The sequence below is a fragment of the Streptomyces marokkonensis genome (assembly GCF_008312835.1).
GTDB classification, from domain to species: domain Bacteria; phylum Actinomycetota; class Actinomycetes; order Streptomycetales; family Streptomycetaceae; genus Streptomyces; species Streptomyces marokkonensis_A.
The window spans coordinates 19,740-40,530 of record NZ_VSKS01000004.1 but is presented as its reverse complement, the minus strand read 5'-3'; the positions used below and the strand labels follow the sequence as shown (position 1 = coordinate 40,530).

The 20,791-nt window shown below is 71.2% G+C and carries 19 protein-coding genes; 9 read left to right on the top strand and 10 right to left on the bottom strand.

Translation table 11 applies throughout. The features are described from left to right. Positions 1 to 112 precede the first annotated feature (112 nt). The 3 genes from F1615_RS08510 to clpS all read right to left on the bottom strand — a co-directional run bounded on the left by F1615_RS08510 (position 113) and on the right by clpS (position 2,999). Complete coding sequence (locus F1615_RS08510; protein ID WP_149548283.1) at positions 113 to 1,654, bottom strand: alanine/glycine:cation symporter family protein; 1,542 nt, start codon at positions 1,652 to 1,654, stop codon at positions 113 to 115. A gap of 369 nt (positions 1,655 to 2,023) precedes the next feature. After that, complete coding sequence (locus tag F1615_RS08505) at positions 2,024 to 2,626, bottom strand: DUF2017 domain-containing protein (protein WP_149548282.1); 603 nt, start codon at positions 2,624 to 2,626, stop codon at positions 2,024 to 2,026. 55 nt (positions 2,627 to 2,681) lie between these two features. Then, entirely contained in the window at positions 2,682 to 2,999 is a 318-nt protein-coding gene (gene clpS / locus F1615_RS08500) for an ATP-dependent Clp protease adapter ClpS (RefSeq protein WP_006131673.1), read from the bottom strand. Positions 3,000 to 3,096: 97 nt separating this feature from the next. On the opposite strand from clpS, the gene F1615_RS08495 reads away from it, so the two are divergent. Beyond that, the gene (locus F1615_RS08495; RefSeq protein WP_149548281.1) at positions 3,097 to 4,449 is read left to right on the top strand and encodes a nicotinate phosphoribosyltransferase; all 1,353 of its coding nucleotides are present in this window, start codon (positions 3,097 to 3,099) and stop codon (positions 4,447 to 4,449) included. Between the two features lie 110 nt (positions 4,450 to 4,559). Beyond that, positions 4,560 to 5,153 (top strand): nicotinamidase, encoded by a 594-nt coding sequence (locus F1615_RS08490; RefSeq protein WP_149548280.1) that lies wholly within the window; start codon positions 4,560 to 4,562, stop codon positions 5,151 to 5,153. Between the two features lie 285 nt (positions 5,154 to 5,438). Here the strand turns inward: F1615_RS08490 and F1615_RS08485 are convergent, their stop codons facing one another. Further along, the gene (locus tag F1615_RS08485) at positions 5,439 to 5,756 is read right to left on the bottom strand and encodes a hypothetical protein (protein WP_149548279.1); all 318 of its coding nucleotides are present in this window, start codon (positions 5,754 to 5,756) and stop codon (positions 5,439 to 5,441) included. Between the two features lie 122 nt (positions 5,757 to 5,878). Further along, positions 5,879 to 8,236 carry an immune inhibitor A domain-containing protein gene (locus F1615_RS08480; protein WP_149548278.1) on the bottom strand — a complete coding sequence of 786 codons (2,358 nt, stop codon included), beginning with the start codon at positions 8,234 to 8,236 and terminating at the stop codon, positions 5,879 to 5,881. A 389-nt stretch (positions 8,237 to 8,625) separates the two neighbouring features. Between F1615_RS08480 and F1615_RS08475 the strand changes: the two genes are divergently transcribed. Then, the gene (locus F1615_RS08475) at positions 8,626 to 8,919 is read left to right on the top strand and encodes a hypothetical protein (protein WP_149548277.1); all 294 of its coding nucleotides are present in this window, start codon (positions 8,626 to 8,628) and stop codon (positions 8,917 to 8,919) included. A gap of 172 nt (positions 8,920 to 9,091) precedes the next feature. Here the strand turns inward: F1615_RS08475 and F1615_RS08470 are convergent, their stop codons facing one another. The 3 genes from F1615_RS08470 to F1615_RS08460 all read right to left on the bottom strand — a co-directional run bounded on the left by F1615_RS08470 (position 9,092) and on the right by F1615_RS08460 (position 12,865). Beyond that, the gene (locus F1615_RS08470; RefSeq protein WP_149548276.1) at positions 9,092 to 9,769 is read right to left on the bottom strand and encodes an RDD family protein; all 678 of its coding nucleotides are present in this window, start codon (positions 9,767 to 9,769) and stop codon (positions 9,092 to 9,094) included. A gap of 99 nt (positions 9,770 to 9,868) precedes the next feature. Continuing rightward, positions 9,869 to 11,335, bottom strand: coding sequence for an RDD family protein (locus tag F1615_RS08465; RefSeq protein WP_149548275.1), 1,467 nt, complete (start codon positions 11,333 to 11,335; stop codon positions 9,869 to 9,871). A 114-nt stretch (positions 11,336 to 11,449) separates the two neighbouring features. After that, complete coding sequence (locus F1615_RS08460) at positions 11,450 to 12,865, bottom strand: FAD-binding oxidoreductase (protein WP_149548274.1); 1,416 nt, start codon at positions 12,863 to 12,865, stop codon at positions 11,450 to 11,452. Positions 12,866 to 12,968: 103 nt separating this feature from the next. Here F1615_RS08460 and F1615_RS08455 point away from each other — a divergent pair, with 103 nt between their 5' ends. Then, complete coding sequence (locus F1615_RS08455; protein WP_149548273.1) at positions 12,969 to 14,366, top strand: tetratricopeptide repeat protein; 1,398 nt, start codon at positions 12,969 to 12,971, stop codon at positions 14,364 to 14,366. 39 nt (positions 14,367 to 14,405) lie between these two features. On the opposite strand, the gene hppD is transcribed toward F1615_RS08455, so the two are convergent. Beyond that, complete coding sequence (hppD, locus tag F1615_RS08450; protein WP_149548272.1) at positions 14,406 to 15,554, bottom strand: 4-hydroxyphenylpyruvate dioxygenase; 1,149 nt, start codon at positions 15,552 to 15,554, stop codon at positions 14,406 to 14,408. A 122-nt stretch (positions 15,555 to 15,676) separates the two neighbouring features. Between hppD and F1615_RS08445 the strand changes: the two genes are divergently transcribed. Genes F1615_RS08445 through F1615_RS08425 form a run of 5 tightly spaced genes read left to right on the top strand, consistent with a single transcriptional unit; the run spans position 15,677 to position 19,911 of the window. Beyond that, positions 15,677 to 16,147 (top strand): Lrp/AsnC family transcriptional regulator, encoded by a 471-nt coding sequence (locus F1615_RS08445; protein ID WP_149548271.1) that lies wholly within the window; start codon positions 15,677 to 15,679, stop codon positions 16,145 to 16,147. A gap of 30 nt (positions 16,148 to 16,177) precedes the next feature. Continuing rightward, positions 16,178 to 16,825, top strand: a complete 648-nt coding sequence (locus tag F1615_RS08440; RefSeq protein WP_149548270.1) for an ABC transporter permease — start codon at positions 16,178 to 16,180, stop codon at positions 16,823 to 16,825. A 7-nt stretch (positions 16,826 to 16,832) separates the two neighbouring features. Beyond that, the gene (locus F1615_RS08435; RefSeq protein WP_149548269.1) at positions 16,833 to 18,092 is read left to right on the top strand and encodes an ABC transporter ATP-binding protein; all 1,260 of its coding nucleotides are present in this window, start codon (positions 16,833 to 16,835) and stop codon (positions 18,090 to 18,092) included. Continuing rightward, on the top strand, positions 18,089 to 18,952 hold the full coding sequence (locus F1615_RS08430; RefSeq protein ID WP_149548268.1) for an ABC transporter permease: 864 nt from the start codon (positions 18,089 to 18,091) through the stop codon (positions 18,950 to 18,952). The genes F1615_RS08435 and F1615_RS08430 overlap by 4 nt, the downstream gene beginning before the upstream one ends. Beyond that, positions 18,949 to 19,911 (top strand): glycine betaine ABC transporter substrate-binding protein, encoded by a 963-nt coding sequence (locus tag F1615_RS08425; RefSeq protein ID WP_149548267.1) that lies wholly within the window; start codon positions 18,949 to 18,951, stop codon positions 19,909 to 19,911. The genes F1615_RS08430 and F1615_RS08425 overlap by 4 nt, the downstream gene beginning before the upstream one ends. On the opposite strand, the gene F1615_RS08420 is transcribed toward F1615_RS08425, so the two are convergent. Further along, positions 19,908 to 20,699 carry a S16 family serine protease gene (locus F1615_RS08420; RefSeq protein WP_149548266.1) on the bottom strand — a complete coding sequence of 264 codons (792 nt, stop codon included), beginning with the start codon at positions 20,697 to 20,699 and terminating at the stop codon, positions 19,908 to 19,910. The genes F1615_RS08425 and F1615_RS08420 overlap by 4 nt on opposite strands. Positions 20,700 to 20,791 lie beyond the last annotated feature (92 nt).

Here is a 20,791-nt window from a genome sequence, read left to right as displayed (position 1 = left end):
CCGAGGGGTGGTACGGAACGGCCCGTATGCCGGACGCCTTGAGCGGATGGCCGCAGGGGGTGCCACGAGTACTCCCTGCGGCCGGGTCCTGAGGGAAGCCCTGCCTGCGGGCTCAGACCGTCTTGGTGGCCTCGGCGGCGGATTCCTCGGACTCCGCGCCCGTCGCCTGGCCGGCGGAGCGGCGGCGGACGAAGTCCAGGAAGGAGTTGAGCTCCCGCTTGACCACGGGGGCCAGCAGGTACAGGCCGATGATGTTGAACACGGAGAGCAGGAAGAGCGCCGAGTCGGCGAGGCTGATCAGCGAGTCGAGGGAGAGCAGGGAGCCCGCGACCACGAACACGCTCCACACGACCTTGAAGACCGTCTCACTGACCTTGCTCCGGCCGAAGAGGTACGACCAGGCCTTCAGGCCGTAGTAGCCCCAGGTCAGGATCGTGGAGAAGGCGAACAGCAGCACCGCGATCGTGAGCAGGTTCGGGAACCAGGGCAGGACCGTCTCGAAGGCGTCGGAGGTGATGGTGACGCCGCCGATGCTCTCGCCCTCGCGGGCCTCGCCCCAGCTGGCGGGGTTGGCGATGACGATGGTCAGCGCGGTCATGGTGCAGATGACGACCGTGTCGATGAACGGCTCCAGCAGGGCGACCAGGCCCTCGCTCGCGGGGTGCTTCGTCTTGACCGCGGAGTGGGCGATCGGCGCGGAGCCGAGACCGGCCTCGTTGGAGAAGGCGGCCCGCTGGAAACCGACGATCAGGGCGCCGATGACACCGCCCGCGACACCGTCGGCCTCGAAGGCGCCCTGGAAGATGGTGCCGATGGCGTCGGGCACGGCGGTGACGTTGGTCAGGATGACGACCAGGCAGGCCAGGATGTACATGATCGCCATGGCGGGGACGAGCCGGCTGGTGACCGAGGCGATGGAGCGGATGCCGCCGAGCAGCACCAGACCGACCAGGGCGGCCACGACCAGGCCGAACAGCACGGCGCCCGCGGAGGAGGCCAGGAAGCCGTCCTCGCCGCCGAAGGTGGAGGAGATCTGCGCGTAGCTCTGGTTGGTCTGGAACAGGTTGCCGCCGAACAGACCGAAGAACAGGATCATGACGGAGGCCAGGACGGCCAGCACCTTGCCGAGCTTGGCGCCGCCGTTGCCGAAGCGCTCGGCGAGCCCCTTGGGCAGGTAGTGCATGGGGCCGCCGGAGACGGTGCCGTCCGCGTGCTCCTCGCGGTACTTCACACCGAGGGTGACCTCGACGAACTTGGTGGCCATGCCGAGCAGGCCGCACAGGATCATCCAGAAGGTGGCGCCCGGACCGCCGATGGAGACGGCGACGGCCACACCGGCGATGTTGCCGAGGCCGACGGTGCCGGAGACGGCGGCGGTCAGTGCCTGGAAGTGGTTGACCTCGCCGGGGGAGCCTTCCTCGTCGTACTTGCCGCGCACGACGTCGAAGGCGAGTTTGAGTTTGCGCGCCTGGATCAGACCGAACCAGCCGGTGAAGACCAGGCCGGCGATCACCAGCCAGGCGACGATGAGCGGGAGGTCCGTACCTCCGACCGGGACCGTGTAGAAGACGATGTCGCCGACTGTGGTCGCGACAGGGTCGAAGAAATCACTGACGGCGTCGTCAATGGAGGTGGTGATGGAGTCGAGTGACATCGAACTTCCTCGGTGGCGCGGGGACGTGCTGGCGTGCGCAGCAGAGCGGGTGTCGATGTGGGAGGGGGCCCACGTCCCGTTCGGCAACGGCGTTGGGGCGGCGGCCCGTGAAGCGGGACCGGCGTCCCCCTGTCGTGCTGGTCGTCGTACACACCGGCGGTGACCGGCTCTCTTGCTCACGGCTAGGGGTGGGCCGCAAACGAGTTGCCGATTCTTACCACGCCGTTTACCTGATGCCGAGTGACCCAGATCACAGAAAACCGCCCACACGGGGTAAATCCGCAGGGGCGGTGACGGGATCGTTATCCGGACTTGAGGTTTTTCTGAGCGAACAGATCAGGTGATCTTTCCGGACAGGTCAGTACATATTCACGGCATGAGACTCGAGACGAGTGTCTCCTGGAGTCCGCCGAGCCACAGGTACGCCATCACCATCGGCTTGCGCGGGTCCTCGTCGGGCAGATGGAAGAGGAGGTCGCTGTCGTCCTCGTCGTTGATCTCCAGACGGGAGCCGATCGCCAGGCGCAGGTCGTTCAGCGCGCCGAGCCACTGGCGGGACTCGTCCGGCGAGAGCTCGAGCACCGCGCCGCCCTCGCCCGCCGGGGTGAGCGCGTCCAGGGAGCGGATCACCGTCAGCGCGCTGTCGCGCTTGCCGGCCCGCAGGTCGTTCTCGGTGTAGCGGCGGAACTCGGCGGAGTACGCCCGCTGCCGCTCGGCCTCCTTGCCCTGCGGAGCGCCCTCGGGGTCGCCGTAGGCGTCCGGGAAGAGGCGGCGCAGCACGGGGTCGGAGGGCGGTTCGCTCGGGCCCTCGGCGAAGAGGTCGGCGAGCGGGTCGCCGGAGGAGTCCTCGGCGGGTCCGGGGCCGATCAGCTCCATCAGCTGCACGGCCAGGGACCGGATGATGGAGATCTCGACGACGTCGAGGGCGACGGCCGCGCCGCCGCCGGGGAGCGGTTCGAAGGTTCCTGGCATGGCGGCGATCGCTACTTCCGGTCCTGCGGGCGGGGTCGGGTCATGTCCGGTTCGGTCACTTCCGGTCGTGCTGGAGGGTGGCCCACAGTCCGTAGCCGTGCATGGCCTGGACGTCGCGTTCCATCTCCTCGCGCGTGCCGCTGGAGACGACCGCCCGGCCCTTGTGGTGGACGTCGAGCATGAGCTTGGTGGCCTTGTCCTTGGAGTAGCCGAAGTACGTCTGGAAGACGTACGTCACATAACTCATGAGGTTGACCGGGTCGTTGTGGACGATGGTGACCCACGGGACGTCGGGCTCGGGTACGGCGAAAACCTCCTCCGCCGACTCGGTGCGTTCGATCTCCAGGGGTGCGGGTGACGTCACACTGCCCATGCTGCCACCGCAGGGGGGTGGTCGCACAAACCGGCCCGCTGTTCCGGTGCCCGAACCAAAATCGTCAAACTGACGAAATGGGGGTAGCATCCCTGCCATGACCACAGCAGACCTTGGGCGTGGGCGACGGGTGGGCGTTCCCTCGACGGCCCTCTTCACGGACCAGTACGAGCTGACGATGCTTCAGGCGGCGCTGAAGTCCGGTACGGCCGGGCGGCGCAGCGTGTTCGAGGTCTTCACCCGGCGGCTGCCGGACGGCCGCCGCTACGGCGTGGTGGCCGGCACCGGCCGGGTGCTCGACGCGGTGGAGAACTTCCGCTTCGACCCGGACGTCCTCGCCTTCCTGCGCGAGAAGGACATCGTGGACGGGGCGACACTGGACTGGCTGGCGGGCTACCGCTTCTCCGGTGACATCTGGGGCTACCCCGAGGGCGAGGTGTACTTCCCGGGCTCGCCGATCATGCGCGTCGAGGGCAGCTTCGCGGAGTGCGTGCTGCTGGAGACGGTGATCCTGTCGATCCTCAACCACGACTCGGCGATCGCCGCCGCGGCCTCCCGGATGTCGTCCGCCGCCGGCGACCGGCCGCTGATCGAGATGGGCGCCCGGCGCACCCACGAACTGGCGGCCGTGGCCGCCTCCCGCGCCGCGTACGTCGGCGGCTTCGCCTCCACCTCGGACCTGGCGGCCGGCTTCCGCTACGACATCCCCACCGTGGGCACCTCCGCCCACGCCTTCACGCTGCTGCACGACAGCGAGCGGGACGCCTTCCGGGCCCAGGTCGACTCCCTCGGCGGCGGTACGACTCTGCTGGTGGACACGTACGACGTGGCCGAGGCGGTCCGTACGGCCGTCGACATCGCCGGGCCGGAACTGGGCGCCGTGCGGATCGACTCCGGCGACCTGCTGCTGGTGGCGCACCGGGTGCGGCAGCAGCTCGACGAGCTGGGCGCCACCGACACGAAGATCATCGTGACCTCGGACCTGGACGAGTACGCCATCGCCTCGCTCGCCGCCGCGCCCGTGGACGCGTACGGCGTGGGAACGCAGCTGGTGACCGGCTCGGGGCATCCGACCGCCTCCATGGTCTACAAGCTGGTCGCCCGCGCCGGGTCCGCCGAGCCGGGGGCGCCGCTGGTGCCGGTGGCGAAGAAGTCCAGCGGCGGCAAGACCTCCGTCGGCGGCCGCAAGTGGGCCGCGCGGCGGCTGGACGGGCACGGCGTCGCCGAGGCCGAGGTGATCGGCACCGGGGAGGTGCCGGACGAGCTGGCCGGCCGGCAGCTGCTGGTGCCGCTGGTCGAGGGCGGCGAGGTGCTCGTGCGCGAGACGCTGGACGTGATCCGCGACCGGCACGCGGCGGCCCGCGCGGGTCTGCCGCTGTCCGCTACACAGCTCTCCCGCGGGGAACCCGTCCTTCCGACGGAGTACGCGCACGGGCCCTCGGGTAGCTAAAGGCGTGCCCCTGTCCGTGCCCTGTCCGGATCGTCCACTCTTCAATAGGCTCGGAGGTTCACCCGGCCGGGCCCGCCACCACCCGCCCCCTGAGTCGAAGGACACCGACCATGCGCCGCGCACTGATCGTCGTTGACGTGCAGAACGACTTCTGCGAGGGCGGCAGCCTCGCCGTGACCGGCGGTGCGGATGTGGCTGCCGCCATCACCGAGCTGATCGGCCAGGCCGCCTCGGCCGGCGGCTACCAGCACGTGGTGGCCACCCGCGATCACCACATCGCGCCCGGGGGGCACTTCGCCGACAACCCCGACTTCGTGCGGTCCTGGCCGGCGCACTGCGTCGCCGGGACGGAGGGGGTGGGTTTCCACCCGAACTTCGCACCCGCGGTGACGTCCGGCGCGATCGACGCCGTGTTCGACAAGGGGGCGTACTCGGCCGCCTACAGCGGGTTCGAGGGGACGGACGAGAACGGGACGCCGCTGGCGGAGTGGTTGCGGGAGCGGGGGGTCGAGGAGGTGGACGTGGTGGGGATCGCCACGGATCACTGCGTGCGGGCGACGGCGCTGGACGCGGCCCACGAGGGTTTCCGCACCCAGGTCCTGCTCGACCTCACCGCCGGGGTGGCCCCGGAGACCACCGAGCGGGCGCTCGAGGAGATGCGGACGGCGGGCGTGGAGCTGTCCGGGAAGCCGGTCGTGCAGTAGCCCCGCGGGGGGGCCGGGCGGGAATGCGGGCTCCCGGCGCTGAGCCAGTGCCGGCCGCGCCCACCCGTGCCGCCCCGCGGCACGACTGCCCGCGGCTGGGGTGGCCGGGTGCCCGCGGCCCGACTGGGGCCGATACCCGCGGCTGGGGCGGCCGGGCGCCTCGCAGCCCGGCTGGGGCCGATACCCGCGGCTCGGGCGGCCGGGCGCCTCGCGGCCCGGCTGGGGCTGGTGCCCGCGGCTCGGGTGGCTGGGTGCGCGCGGCCGGGGTGGGGCCGGGGGCCGTGGTTACGGTCTGGGGAGCAGGGCCTTGATCGGGTGCCAGAGTTCCACCGTCAGGGGGTCGGGGGTGGGGGTGGTGCGCCATATGAGGCCGTCGGGGTGGTGGAGGACCGCGGTGACCTCGTCGGGACTGGGCGGGGCGGCGTTGCCGCGCAGGTAGACCGCCCGCAGGCCCAGGTTGCGCAGCCTGGTCAGGGCGCGCGCACGGTTCTGGGCGTGGACGAGGAAGCGGACTCCGGCGGGTGCGTCGGCGGCGGGGCTGGGCAGGTTCAGTGCCACCACCACCGTGCCGTTCGGCAGCTTGCAGAAACCTCCTGCGGCCATGCGGTCACACCCCCGTGTCAGCCGGTGTCAATAAGCGAGTCACAGGAGGCACCTAAACACGGATCGGCGGTGACCCGCCAGGGGGTCACCGCCGATCATGTGTTGACCTGCGAAGATGCTATTTACCTGCCGGCCGGACCGACCTCGAGCTCGATCGTCGAGCCGTTCCTGGCCTCCTTCAGGATCTTGATCTTCGTGTTGGTGTCAGTGATCTTGACACCGCCCGCCGGGTTCGACTCGTCGTAGTAGGTGTGGGTGCGGTCGTTGAAGACCGGCACACCCTTCGACGAGGGGATCCACGTCGCCACGTCCGCCTTGTGCAGCGTCATGCCGTCGGTGCGGTACTTGCTGAACGGCGCGTCGTAGGTCTGGATGCGGTTGCGCATCAGCGTGCCGTCGGACCACTTCAGCGCGGTCGGGTGCGAGTCGACCGGGAGGACCAGGCCGGTGCCCGGGTGCTGGCTGGTGTTGTTGTCCGCCTGGGAGGTGTCCCACTTCCAGATCAGCAGGCCGGTCTGGTACGCGTAGTGCTCCACCCAGTCCGGACGCGACGTGAAGCCGAAGTTGTACGGGCCGACCTCGAGGGTCTTGTCGTACGACACGTACTGGCGGTTCTCGGCGATGTAGTACTGCGCGTAGTCCTTGGTGAAGGACGCGCCGATGCGGGAGAAGCCGGTGGCCTTCCAGGCGTCGTCCGCGGTCTCGGCGTTGTCGGAGAAGACCGGGGCGCCGTCCGCCGTCACCGTGATCGCGTCGGCCGTGAAGCCCTTCTGGGCCACGCCGCCGTCGGTCTGGTAGCGGAAGCGCAGGTCGACCTTCTGGCCGGCGTAGGCGTCGAGGGAGTACGCGAGCTTCTTGTAGCCGTCGAGCGTGCCGTGCAGGGCCGGCTTGTCGCTGCCGTCGCGCGGGACCGGCCGGCCGTCGACCGTGCCGTCGAGGGCGGTCCAGTTGGCGCCGCCGTCGGTGGACACCTCGGTGTAGAGGTAGTCGTAGTTGGCCTCGATGTCGTACCAGCCGTCGAAGGTGAGCTCGGCGGACGACTTGCCGGTCAGGTCGACCGAACGGGTCAGCGTGTTCTTGAGGTTGTCACCGCTGCCGCTCCACCACTGCGTCCGGCCCTCGGCCGGCTGGATGACCTCGGTGGTCACGGCCTTCTTCGGCAGCGTGACGACCAGCGCCTGCTTGTGCTTGGTGTTGTACTCGGCGACGCCCAGCTTGTGCCAGGAGTTGACGCCCGCCTTGGCGGTGTCGTAGTTCAGCCAGCCGAGCTGGAGCTTGTCCCAGGCGGTCATGTCGCCGGGCAGGTCGCCGATCTCCTTCTTCCCGGTGCCGAGCCAGGAACCGGAGGACATCAGCGTCCAGAAGCCGGTGGAGTTCTCGCCGCCGGCGGTGTCGTAGTGGTCCGGCAGGCCGAGGTCGTGGCCGTACTCGTGGGCGTAGACGCCGAGTCCGCCGTTCTCCGGCTGGACGGTGTAGTCGCCGACCCAGATGCCGGTGGAGCCGATCTGCGCGCCGCCGAGCTTGTTCTGCTCGGGGCCGGTGGCGCCGGCGTCGGTGCCGAAGGCGTACCAGCGGTGGGCCCAGATCGCGTCCTCGCCCTGGGCACCGCCGCCGGCGGACTCGTCCTCACCGGCGTGCACGATCTGGAAGTGGTCGATGTAGCCGTCGGGCTCGTTGAAGTCGCCGTCGCCGTCGAAGTCGTAGCGGTCCCACTCGTCGAACCGGGCCGCGTCCGCCTTGATCTGGGCGTCGGTGCGGCCGGCCGCCTTCTGCTGGGCGACCCAGGCGTCCAGGCCGTCGCTGACGACGTTCCACACGCTGGGGCAGTTGGTGTCGCCGCAGGCGTTGTTGCCGTAACGGGCCTCGTTGTAGGGCACCTTGACCCAGTCGGAGACCTCGCCCTCGACCGAGTAGCGGCCGGAGGACTGCTTCTCGTAGTAGGTCTTGACCGAGTTGACGCCCTTGCCGGACCCGAAGTACAGGTCCTCGAAGTGCTGCTGGTCGTAGTCCTCCTGCCAGGCCGTGGAGTTGTCCACCTTGCGGTCCGGCTTGGCGATCTGGTTGTGCAGCGGGCCGGGGGTGCCGCCGTAACGGCTGTCCACCTCGTCCCCGAACTCGACCAGGATCGTGAAGATCTTGTCGGTCTTCTCGCGGCCGAGCTCGACGTACTTGCTGTCGCCCTTCTTGCTCTTGAGCTGGACGACCTTCGAACCCTCGCGGTCCTTGACCGAGGCTTTCCCGGATATGACCTGGTTGAGGGCTTCCTCGCGCTGGGCCTCCTGCGTCTTGGAGAGCGGGCCCTCGAGGTCGTGCTCGACGTGGTTGTGCTCCGCCGGGTCCTGCCGGTCCACGGCGCCGGGACGGTCGGCCTTGTCAGCCGTGTCGGCCTGGGCCACGGTGAACGCAGAGCAGGTGGCGGTGGCCGCCGCGAGCGCCACGCCTATCGCGGCTGCTCTGAACGTCCAGGGTCTACTGGTCACTTGAAATCCCCTCCCGCGTGCGTACGCGCGGACGAAGGAGGTTCCGGTAATGGAAGGTCCCGCGCGCACGTGATCAACGCGTGTAGTCAAGTGACGACATTGGACTAGAGGTTCGGCAGAAAAAACAGACCTTGACTTGAACAGTTCAATGGCACTATGCGGAGCCCCGGTTCGCTTTCCGGACACTTCCGAGCGAAACCTCAGCGGGCGCGTGCAACCGTCCACTGGGTGGACGCCATGACTCCGTGCGCCCCCTGTGCACCGGCCCTGTCGGTTAGGTCACGCTTACTGTCCGTTCCCCTCGGGCACGCTCGCGGTTAGAGTCGCTTGGCGGAACGCCCTGAACCGGTGGAAAGCCAGGCCGACAGCCCCCGACTCCCGAGGACACGATGGCCATGCCCCGTCCTACTGTGGCTCAGCTCGCTTGCGGTTCGTGCACCGTGATCTTCTCGACCTTCGCCATGCTGCTGTTGTCCGGGGCGAGTTCCGTCCTGGCCATCACGGTGGTCGCGGTCTCGGCACTCGCCCTCGGACTCCTGGTGGCCATGACGGTTCCGCTCCTCGCGCCCCGGCGGCCCGCCGCGGTGCACCGGCCCGCGGCGCCGGAGCCGGTGCGGGCGACCGTCCCCTCCCCCGTACGGGAGAAGGTGCGGGAGCCGGTGCGCGAACGGGCCGCGTCCTGACATCGTCCGGTGCCGGCCCTCATCCGGTGCCGGCCCTCATCCGGTGCCGGCCCTCATCCGGTGCCGGCCCTCATCCGGTGCCGGCCCTCATCCGGTGCCGGCCCTCATCCGGTGCCGGCCCTCATCCGGTGCCGGCCCTCATCCGGTGCCGGCCCTCATCCGGTGCCGGCCCTCAATCGGTGCTGACCACCACGGTCCTGGCCGCCTTGTCGTGCAGGCCCTGCTTGTAGGGCCGGTCGAAGTAGCTCCAGCCGCCCGCGATCGCGGTCCAGACGCAGGCACAGCAGAACGCGAACGGCAGCCACAGCACGGCGGCACGGGTCAGCGCCGTCTGCACGGACGGGTTCGATCCGTCGGCGAGGTCGGCCACCCGCATGCGCAGCCACTTCTTGCCGAGGGTCTGGCCCGAGCGGGCGATCATGTAGGTGTCGTAGGCGATGTAGAGCACGGCGGCGACGACGGACTGAGCGAAGCCGTTGCCGACGTTGATGTCGTCGCCGTTGACGTTGTACTCGCTGACCCCGAACGGCAGGGTGAGCAGGACCACGACGGCGCCGACGAGGATCATGTCGATGATGCGGGCGAGCGTACGCCTGCCGCTGTCGGCGAGCGGAGGCATGCCGGCGAGCGGTTCGGGGCCGCCGGGGGCGCCTCCGTAGGGGCCGCCACCGCCGAACGGGCCGCCACCCGGGGGGCCACCGCCGTAGGGGCCGCCTCCGCCGTGAGAGCCGGGTGTGTCGTACGGGGAGCCCTGTCCCGGTGCTCCGGGGCCGCCGGGTGGGGGCTGCTTCTTGAAGGGGTCGTCGTCCGGCGGCTGCCGACCGGAGCCGGGGGGCGGTTCGGTGGTCATGCCCCCGAGTCGACCGCGAACCCTCCGGACCCGCATCCGGCGAGCGGCCGTCCGGAGTAGCGGCCGTCCGGAGTGGCGGTCGGTGCGGGTGACGCCGGCTCAGCCGGCGACGAACGTGTGCGCCGCCTTGTCGTGCCAGCACTGGCGCCAGGGCTTGTCGAACAGGCACCACAGGACGCCGACGACACCGACGGCGAGCAGCCCGGGCACGCTGTAGACCAGCCAGCGGCGCAGGGCCGCGCCGAAGCCCGGGGCCTCGTGCCCCTCGATGTCCCGTACGTCCAGGCCGAGCAGCTTCTTGCCCAGGGTGCGGCCCCACTTGACGGTGGGCAGCACCTCGAGGAGGACTCCGGCGAGCAGGAGGACGGCCACGACGATGCCCAGGTGGACCGAGGTGGTGCCGTCGAGCAGCCAGACCGTGACGGTCTCGCCGGAGAGCTTGGCCGCCTCGATCTTCGCGTCGATGTGGTCCATGGCCTTGATGCCGAGCGGGACACCGGCCGCGGCGGTGACGGCGCCGAGGACGACGGTGTCCAGCAGCCGGGCGGCCAGCCGCTTGCCGAGACCGGCGGGGCGGGCCGCGGCCTGGCGGCGGGCGGCGGCCTGGAACACGTCCTCGACCGGCGGCTTCCACGGCGCGACCGGCGGCTCCTCACTCCCGGCGAGCCGGTGCACCTGCTGCGCCCAGGAGGACTGGCCGCCGCCGGGGCCGCTCGTCAGGGGCGCGGCGCCGGAAGCGGCGGCAGGTGCGGCGGAGGCGGGCTGGGCGGGGCCGGTGGTCTGCGGGGGCACGGGCGGGGCGGTGGCCTGCTGCGGTCCGGAGGGTGCCGGGGCGGCGGCGCGGGCGGCGGCGGCCTTTCCGGCACCGAAGCCGGGCCCTGTGGCGGCGGATCCGGGCTGGGCGGCGGAACCCTGCCCCGCGTTCCGCTCCGCCGTGCGCGGGGTGACGGCGCGGAAGGTCATCGTGCCCTCGTCCTCGGCACCGGCGTCGGCCGGCTGCCGAGGCTTCCCCGCCGGCCTGCGGAACACGAAGGTGTTGCCGGCGGCGGCGCCCGCGTCCGGGGTGCTCGCGGCCGGGGTGCTCGCGGCCGGGGTGCTCGCGGCCGGGGTGCTCGCGGCCGGGGTGCTCGCGGCCGGGGCCTCCTCCGGTGCGGACGGCGCGGCGGTGTGCGGCACCCTCGGGTCGGCGCCCCAGGAGACCTTGCGGTCCTGGTCGCCGCCGAAGCCGGACTGACGGGAGCGGTCGGCGCCCCAGGCCGAGGCGGGTTCGGGCCGGCTGCCGTGCTGGGACTCGGCGTGGGACGGAGACGGGGACGGAGACGCGGACGCCGGTTCGTCCGCCGGGTCCTCGTCGAAGAAGTGCGGGCCGGTCTCCTCGACCGAGGGCCGCGCCGGGCCCGCGCCGGGCGGCGGGGCGAGCGGCTCGCCGTCCTTGGGTGCCGGACGGCTCGTGCCCGGGACCCAGGAGGCACCGTTCCAGTACCGGACGTATCCGGGAATGGACGGGTCCGGGTAGTACCCTTCGCGGGGCCTGTCGTCACCGGGGGCCGGGGTTGGGGCACTCATTCCGTCGTCCCGTATCTGCTCGAGGGGTGGGTCGGGGGGAACCACATCTATCAGACGAGCGGGGGCCTGACCGCTCCTCCGGCAGGACCCCACCCCTTTCGGGCACCTTCGTGGTCAGAAGAGCTTGCCCGGATTCAGAATGTCGAGCGGGTCGAACGCCTTTTTGACGGCCCGCTGCATCTCCAGGCCCACGGGACCGAGTTCCCGCGCCAGCCACTCCTTCTTCAGTACGCCCACGCCGTGCTCGCCGGTGATGGTGCCGCCGAGTTCCAGGCCGAGCGCCATGATCTCGTCGAAGGACTCCCGGGCCCGCCGGGACTCCTCGGGGTCCCCGGCGTCGAAGCAGACCGTCGGGTGGGTGTTGCCGTCGCCCGCGTGCGCGACGACGCCGATGGTGAGCCGGTACTTCTCGGAGATCCGCTCGACGCCGTCGATGAACTCACCGAGCCTCGAGCGGGGCACGCACACGTCGTCGATCATCGTGGTGCCCTTGACCGCTTCCAGCGCGACCAGGGACATCCGCCGCGCCTGGAGCAGCAGTTCGGACTCCGCGGCGTCCTCGGCCGGGACGACCTGGGTGGCGCCGGCGGCCTCGCACAGCGCGCCGACGGCCGCCAGGTCGGCGGCGGGGTCGGTGGTGTCGAAGGCGGCCAGCAGCAGCGCCTCGGTGGACTCCGGCAGGCCCATGCGGGCCATGTCGTTGACCGCCTTGACCGTCGTACGGTCCATGAGTTCGAGGAGGGAGGGGACGTGGCCGCCGGCCATGACGCGGCACACGGCGTCGCAGGCGGCGGCGCCGGAGGAGAACTCGGCGGCCAGCACCAGTTGCTCGGGGGGCTTGGGCCGCAGCGCGAGGACCGCGCGGACGACGATGCCGAGTGACCCCTCCGAGCCGACGAACAGGCGGGTCAGGTCGTATCCGGCGACGCCCTTGGCGGTGCGGCGGCCGGTGGACATCAGCCGGCCGTCGGCGAGGACGACGTCCAGGCCGAGGACGTACTCGGCCGTCACCCCGTACTTCACACAGCACAGCCCGCCCGACGCGGTGCCGATGTTGCCGCCGATGGTGCACGTCTCCCAGCTGGAGGGGTCCGGCGGGTAGGAGAGGCCGTGCTCGCCGACGGCGCGGGAGAGGGCGGCGTTGACGACGCCGGGTTCGACGACGGCGATCCGGTCGACGGGGCTGATCTCCAGGATGCGGTCCATCCTGGTCAGCGAGAGCACGATGCAGCCGTCGGTGGCGTTGGCCGCGCCGGACAGGCCGGTGCGGGCGCCCTGGGGGACGACGGGGACCCGGAGCGCGGTGGCGGTGCGCATGACGTGCTGGACCTGTTCGACCGTGCGCGGCAGGACGACCACCGCGGGACTGCCTGCCGGGCAGAAGCTCGCCATGTCGTTGGCGTAGGAGGCCGTGACGCCGGGGTCGGTGAGGACGGCCTCGGGGGGCAGGCCGCCGAGCAGCCGCTCGACGAGGGGGCCGGCCGTCACCGTGTCTTCATCGCGTCGCGCTTCGATACGGCTCATGATCACAGCGTCGCACCCGGGGCCATCGGTGTGAACCCCGCGTGGGCAGCCGCGTGACACCGGAGTGTGATCATCGTACGTACAAGGGGCGTGACGCACAGTGTGCGCCATGGACGACAAGCCACGTGAGCCCCGGCGGGGGGTGCGCCGTCGGGTGCTGCTCGCCTCGGTCGCCGGGTGCGCGGTGCTGGGCGGGGTGCTGGTGCTGCTGCCCCTGGGGCAGGGGGCGCCGCCCGCCACCACTCCCCAGGCACGGGCGCTGGCGGCGGTCACCAGCGGGGTACCGGCCGCGCTGCCCGGTCTCGAGGCGCTGGTCGAGGAGCGGGAACGGCACCTGGAGCGGCGCCCGGAGGACGCCCGGGCCTGGGCGGTGCTCGGGTCGGCCCGGGTGGAGCAGGGGCTGCGGCTGGCCGACCCGGCGTACTGGCCGCGGGCCGAGAAGGCGCTGCGCACCTCGCTGAGACTACGGCCCCAGGGCAACGCCCCGGCGCTGCGGGGACTGGCGGCGCTGGCGAACGCGCGGCGGGACTTCGCCGAGGCGCGCGAGTGGGGCGAGGCGGCGCGGAAGCTGGAGCCGGGGCGGTGGACGACGTATCCGCTGCTGATCGAGGCGTCGAGGGGACTCGGGGACCACGAGGAGACGGGCAGGCTGCTGGAGAAGCTGACCGCGCTGCGCGCCGGTCCCGCCGTGATGGCGCGGGCGGCGGCCGTGTACCGGGACAGGGGCTGGCGGGAGGACGCGGCGGCGAAGCTCGCGGACGCGGCGTCGGCCGCCGGGGAGCCGGCCGAGCGGGCGGCGTATCTGGAGCGGGCGGGACAGCTCGCCTGGGAACGCGGCGACCGCCAGGACGCGCTGCGGCACTTCCGGGAGGCGGTGCGGATCGACCCCGACCAGCGGGCGGCGCAGGCCGGGCAGGGCAGGGCACTGGCGTCACTGGGACGGAAGACGGAGGCGCTGAGCGCGTACCGGGCGGCGCTGGCGAAGCATCCCCGGCCGGAGTACGCGCTGGAGCTGGGCGAGCTGTACGAGTCGCTGGGGCTGAAGCAAGCGGCGCGGGCGCAGTACGGGGTGGTGCGGGAGCGGGTGCGGGTGGCCGCGGCGCACGGGGCGGACGAGGACCTGGTGCTGGGGCGGCTCGAGGCGGATCACGGCGACGCGGGGGACGCCGTGCGGCGGCTTCGGGCGGAGTGGAACCGGCAGCCGTCCACGGAGGTGGCGGACGCGCTGGGGTGGGCGCTGCACCGGGCAGGCCGGCACGAGGCGGCGTTGCCGTTCGCGGTGCGGGCGACCGAGGGGACGGAGGGCGGGGGTGTGCGCAGTGCGCTGTTCGTGTTCCACCGGGGGATGATCGAGCGGTCGCTGGAGCGGTACGGGGCGGCGCGGCGGCATCTGCAGGAGGCTCTGCGGATCAACCCGTGGTTCTCGCCGTTGTCCGTGCCGCGGGCGAAGGCGGCCCTGGCCCGCCTGGGTGAGCCTTCCGTCCAGGCGGGGCCCGAGTCGTCGTGAACCGGGGGTGCGCCGCGCGGCCCGGCGCTCGCGGTGGTGCTACAGGTTGCCGCGCTTGGCCTGTTCGCGCTCGATGGCCTCGAACAGAGCCTTGAAGTTGCCCTTGCCGAAGCCCATGGAGCCGTGGCGCTCGATGAGTTCGAAGAACACGGTCGGGCGGTCCTGGACCGGCTTGGTGAAGATCTGCAGCAGGTAGCCGTCCTCGTCCCGGTCGACGAGGATCTTCAGCTCGCGCAGCGTCTCGACCGGCACCCGCGTCTCGCCGGCCCACTCGCCGAGGGTGTCGTAGTACGAGTCCGGGGTGTCCAGGAACCGCACACCGGCCGCGCGCATCTGGCGCACCGTCTGCACGATGTCGTTGGTGTTGAGCGCGATGTGCTGGACCCCCGCGCCGCCGTAGAACTCCAGGTACTCGTCGATCTGGGACTTCTTCTTGGCGATGGCGGGCTCGTTGATCGGGAACTTGACCTTGAGCGTGCCGTCGGCCACCACCTTCGACATCAGCGCGCTGTACTCGGTGGCGATGTCGTCGCCCACGAACTCCTTCATGTTCGTGAAGCCCATGACCTTGTTGTAGAACGCGACCCACTCGTTCATCCGGCCGAGCTCGACGTTGCCGACGCAGTGGTCGACGGCCTGGAAGGAGCGCTGGGCGGGCGGCTCGACGATCGGCTCGGCGGCGACGTAGCCGGGCAGGTAGGGGCCGTCGTAGCCGGTGCGCTCGACCAGGGTGTGGCGGGTCTCGCCGTACGTGGCGATGGCCGCGAGGACGACGGTGCCGTGCTCGTCCTTCATCTCGTACGGCTCGGCGACGGAGCGGGCGCCGTGCTCGATGGCGTAGTCGTACGCGGCGCGCGCGTCCGGGACCTCGATGGCGAGGTCGACGACGCCGTCACCGTGCGCGGCCACGTGGTCGGCGAGGAAGGCGCCCCACTCGGTGGACTGCTTGATCACCGAGGTGAGCACGAAGCGGGCCGACCCGCTCTCCAGGACGTACGCAGCGGTCTCGCGGCTGCCGTTCTCCGGTCCGGAGTAGGCGACCAGCTTCATGCCGAAGGCGGTGGAGTAGTAGTGCGCCGCCTGCTTGGCGTTGCCCACGGCGAAGACGACCGCGTCCATTCCCTTGACCGGGAAGGGGTCGGCCTGCCGGGTGGTCGCGTCGGGAGTGTGGTGTGTGGTCTGCGTCATAGGTGCAGGGTGGGCCAGCCCTGCAAGGTGCGCAATACTTCGCCTGTTCACTGGACAATGTGTTCAGTCGAATGCCTGCAACCGCGGGCTCTCTGTACAGGATGACCACGGGAGGGGCCGGTATGGCGATCGATCATCTGGACGGGCGGATCATCGTGCTGCTGGCGCGGGAGCCGCGGATCGGGGTGCTGGAGATGTCCCGGCGGCTCGGCGTGGCGCGCGGGACCGTGCAGGCCCGGCTGGACCGGCTTCAGTCGAACGGAGTCATCCGCGGATTCGGTCCCGAGGTGGATCCGGCGGCCCTCGGCTACCCCGTCACCGCGTTCGCCACGCTGCAGATCCGGCAGGGGCAAGGAGCCGACGTACGGGCCCACTTGGCGACCGTCCCTGAGGTGCTGGAGCTGCACACCACCACCGGCACCGGGGACATGATGTGCCGGCTGGTGGCACGCTCCAACGCCGATCTTCAACGGGTGATCGACCGCGTCGTCGGTTTTGATGGCATCGTCCGGGCGTCCACGGCGATCGTCATGGAGAACCCCGTTCCGCTGCGGATCATCCCGCTGGTGGAGCAGGCGGCGCTCGGCGACTGACCCGACCTGGCCGAGCTGGGGTGAGCGGATGTGAACTTCTGGGAGTACCTGGAGAGCCGGCATCAGCAACTGCTCATCGACGCCTACCAGCACGCCAGCGTCGTGTTCCAGTGCATGGTGGTGGCGACCGTGCTCGGCGTGCTGATCGGCGTGGTCACCTACCGCAGCGAGTGGGCGGGCAACCTCGCCACGACCGCGACCGCCACCCTGCTGACCATCCCGGCGCTGGCCATGATCGGTCTGCTGATCCCCGTCGTGGGGCTCGGGGTGCCGCCGACGGTGATCGCGCTGACGCTGTACGGGCTGCTGCCGATCGTGCGGAACTCGATCGTGGGCCTGCGCGGGGTCGATCCGTCGCTGGTGGACGCGGCCATGGGGATCGGCATGTCGCGCCCGGCCCGGCTGGCGCGGGTGGAGCTGCCGCTGGCCTGGCCGCCGATCCTGACCGGGATCCGGGTCTCCACGCAGATGCTGATGGGCATCGCCGCCATCGCCGCGTACGCCTCCGGTCCCGGCCTGGGCAACCTGATCTTCCGCGGGATCGCCTCGCTGGGCAGCAAGAACGCGCTGAACCAGGTGCTCGCGGGCACCCTCGGGATCATCGTCCTCGCCCTGCTGTTCGACGCCGCGTACGTCCTGATCGGGCGGCTGACCATTCCCAGGGGGATCCGTGCCTGAGCCGTCCGTGCCTGATTCCGAGACGCCCGGGACCGAGTCCCGGTCGGTCGGGGCGACCATCGAGCTGGAGGGCCTGACCAAGCGGTACCCGGGCAGTGCGCTGCCGGCCGTGGACAGCGTCACCCTGGACATCGGGGCGGGCGAGACCGTGATCCTCGTCGGCCCGTCGGGGTGCGGGAAGTCCACCCTCCTGAAGATGATCAACCGGTTGATCGAACCGACGGGCGGCCGGATCCGCATCGGCGGCGACGACGTCACCGACATGGACCCGGTGCGGCTGCGCCGCACGATCGGGTACGCGATCCAGGCGAGCGGGCTGTTCCCGCACATGACGGTCGCGCAGAACATCGCTCTGGTGCCGAAGATGCTGCGCTGGCCGGCGGCCCGGGTACGGGCGCGGGTGGAGGAGATGCTGGACCTGGTCGGTCTCGACCCGGGCGAGTTCCACGGCCGCTATCCGCGTCAGCTGTCCGGCGGCCAGCAGCAGCGGGTGGGTGTGGCGCGGGCGCTCGCGGCGGACCCGCCGGTGCTGCTGATGGACGAGCCGTTCGGCGCGGTCGACCCGATCACCCGGGACCACCTCCAGGACGAGCTGATCCGGCTCCAGCGGGAGCTGCACAAGACGATCGTGTTCGTCACCCACGACTTCGACGAGGCGATCAAGATCGGCGACCGGATCGCGGTGCTGCGCGAACGCTCCCACATCGCCCAGTTCGACACCCCGGAGGCGATCCTCACCAACCCGGCCGACGACTTCGTGTCGGGCTTCGTCGGCGCCGGGGCGGCCCTGAAGCGGCTCAACCTCACCCGGGTGCGGGACGTGGGGATCACCGACTATCCCACGGTGAACGTCGACGACCCGCTCCAGCACATCTTCAACAAGCTGCGCTCCGGCGGCACCAACGAGGTCCTGCTGCTCGACAAGCGGGGCCGCCCCTACAAGTGGCTCCGGCGCGGCGACATGATGCGCGCCAAGGGATCGCTGGCCCGCGCGGGCACGCTGGTGCACGACACGGTGACCCGGGACGCGACCCTGCGGGACGCGCTGGAGGCGGTGCTCACCGACAACACCGGCCGGGTGGCGGTCACCGGCCGGCGCGGCGCGTACGAGGGTGTCGTGGACGTGGAGACGCTGATGAACTCCGTGCACGAGCTGCTGGAGGCGGACCGGCTGGAGGCGAGGGGCGCGCAGGCCGACCTCCAGGAGCAGCGGGCCGCGCAGACCCAGGCGGAGCAGGAGGGCTTCGGCGGGGAGGCGAAGGCGTGAGGACCTCTTCCGGGCGGCGGCCCGAGGGCGAGCACGAGGTGAAGGGGCTCGCCTTCCGGGACGAGGGCGGCGGGCAGTCGGACGAGGCGGAGGGCGCTCCCCCGCCCACGGCCGCCCGGCGCCCCCGGATGAGCTGGCAGAAGCTCACGTTCCTGCCGGCGCTGCTGGTCGCCGTGCTGCTGTCGACCTGGCTGTGGTTCGAGCAGGCGGAGCTCGACGCGCTCACCCGCAACGCGCTGTCGGACGGGCGGGTGTCGAAGGCGCTGTGGCAGCACATCGAGCTCACCGCGATCTCGACGTTCTTCGTGCTGATCATCGCGATCCCGCTGGGCATCCTGCTGACCCGCCGCATGTTCCGCAGGGCGAGCCCGGCCGCGATGGCGTTCGCCAACATGGGCCAGGCCACCCCGGCGATCGGTCTGCTGGCGCTGCTGGTGATCTGGCTGGGCATCGGCCGCAGGGCCGCGCTGGTCGGCATCATCGCCTACGCGGTGCTGCCGGTGCTGTCCAACACCATCGCCGGTCTGAAGGCCAACGACCCGACGCTGCTGGAGGCGGCGCGCGGCATCGGCATGTCCCCGCTGGGGGTGCTCACCCGGGTGGAGCTGCCGCTGGCCGTTCCCCTCATCCTCGCCGGCGTGCGGACGGCGCTCGTCCTGAACGTCGGCACGGCGACGCTCGCGACCTTCGGCGGCGGCGGCGGGCTGGGCGTACTGATCACCACCGGGATCACCAGCCAGCGGATGCCGGTGCTGATGGTGGGCTCGATCCTCACCGTCGCGCTCGCCCTGCTGGTGGACTGGCTGGCCTCCCTGGCGGAGCTGCTGCTGCGGCCGCGGGGTCTGGAGGCGGGCCGATGAGACGCGTCCGCCTGTTCCTGGCCGGGGCCCTGCTGGCGGCCTCCGGCTGCGGTCTGACCAGCGGCTCCCCCATGGTCGACGACGTGGAGCCGGGCTCCATCGGCAGGGGCAGGCCGCTGGAGGGCGCGAAACTCACCGTCACCTCGAAGGAGTTCACCGAGCAGCTGATCCTCGGGGCGATCATGGGCATCGCCTTCCAGGCGGCCGGGGCGGAGGTCGTCGACCGGACCGGCATCCAGGGCTCGGTCGGCTCGCGGGAGGCCGTCGTCAAGGGTGAGGCGGACGCCGGGTTCGAGTACACGGGCACGGCGTGGATCACCTACCAGGGCAACAGCAAGCCGATCCCCGATCCGCGCGAGCAGTGGGAGGCGGTGCGGGACGCGGACGTCGGGAACGGGGTGGTCTGGCTGGAGCCGTCGGAGCTGAACAACACCTACGCCCTCGCCATGAACCAGGAGAACTACGAGAAGTACGGCACGCGGACCCTCACCGACGTGGCCGCGCTGGCACAGTCCGACCCCCGCGCGGTGACGCTGTGCGTGGAGGGCGAGTTCGCCAACCGCGCGGACGGGCTGCCGGGCATGGAACGGGCGTACGGCATGAACATCCCGGCGCGCAACGTCACGCAGATGGACACCGGGATCATCTACACCCAGACGGCCAAGGGCGCCTGCACCTACGGCGAGGTCTTCACCACCGACGGGCGCATCAAGTCCATGAACCTGGTGGTGATGGAGGACGACAAGAAGTTCTTCCCCAACTACAACGCGGCGCCGACGGTCAACTCCGACACGTTCGAGGAGTGGCCGGCCATCGCCGGCGTCCTCGCCCCGGTGACGGCGAAGCTGGACAACGACGTGGCGCAGACCCTGAACGCCAAGGTGGACGTCGACGGGGAGGACCCGCACCAGGTGGCGCTGGACTGGATGGTGCGGGAAGGGTTCGTCAAGGAGAACTAGCAGGCGGGGACCTTGCCGGTGCCCTTCTCCAGGGCGACCAGCGCGTCGACGGCGCCCTTGAGGGTGGTGACCGGGATCAGGCGCAGGCCCTTCGGCAGTTCCGCCCGGGCGTCGGAGCACTCGTCCCTCGGGACCAGGAAGACGGTGGCGCCGTCCCGCTTGGCCGCCTGCGTCTTCAGCGGCACGCCGCCGACGGGGCCGACGGTGCCGTCCTCGTCGATCGTGCCGGTGCCGGCGACGACCCGGCCGCCGGTGAGGTCGCCGCCGCTGCCGTCGCCGTTCAGCTTGTCGACGATCCCCAGGGAGAACAGCAGACCCGCGCTGGGGCCGCCGACGTCGGCGAGCTCGAGGGTGACCTCGATGCCGTCGTCCTCACGGTCCAGGTAGTTCAGCGCCGCCCGGGTCGCCTCGTCCTGGGACGCCTCCATCTGCTCGCGGTTGTACTGCTCGATCTCCGTGACGCTGTCGCCGCTGGGGTAGACCGAGTCACGGGGCATGACCGCCCGGTCGGTGCTGAACCAGCTGTCGATCACGTCCGGGAGGTCGACGCGGGTGTCCGGGGAGGTGGCCTCGATGGTCGTCATCCGCAACTGCCCGCTGGTCTCCCGCACGGGTGCGCCGGAGATCGTGATGACCTGCTCCCCCTTGTTCTCACCGAGCACGTCGGCCGTCATCCCAGGCTGCGCCACGGAGAAGGGCAGCGGCGCGAGGCCTGCGGTGGCCAGCAGGGCCGCTACGGGCACGGCGAGGCCGGCCACTTTCTGGGGACGCGTGAGGCGAGAGAGCACGGGGCCAATCTAACCTGCCGCCGCCGCGGGCAGCCGTGCCTCTCCCGGTGCCCGAACGGCCCGGGAGGTGTCCCCGGGGCGGCACGACCGCC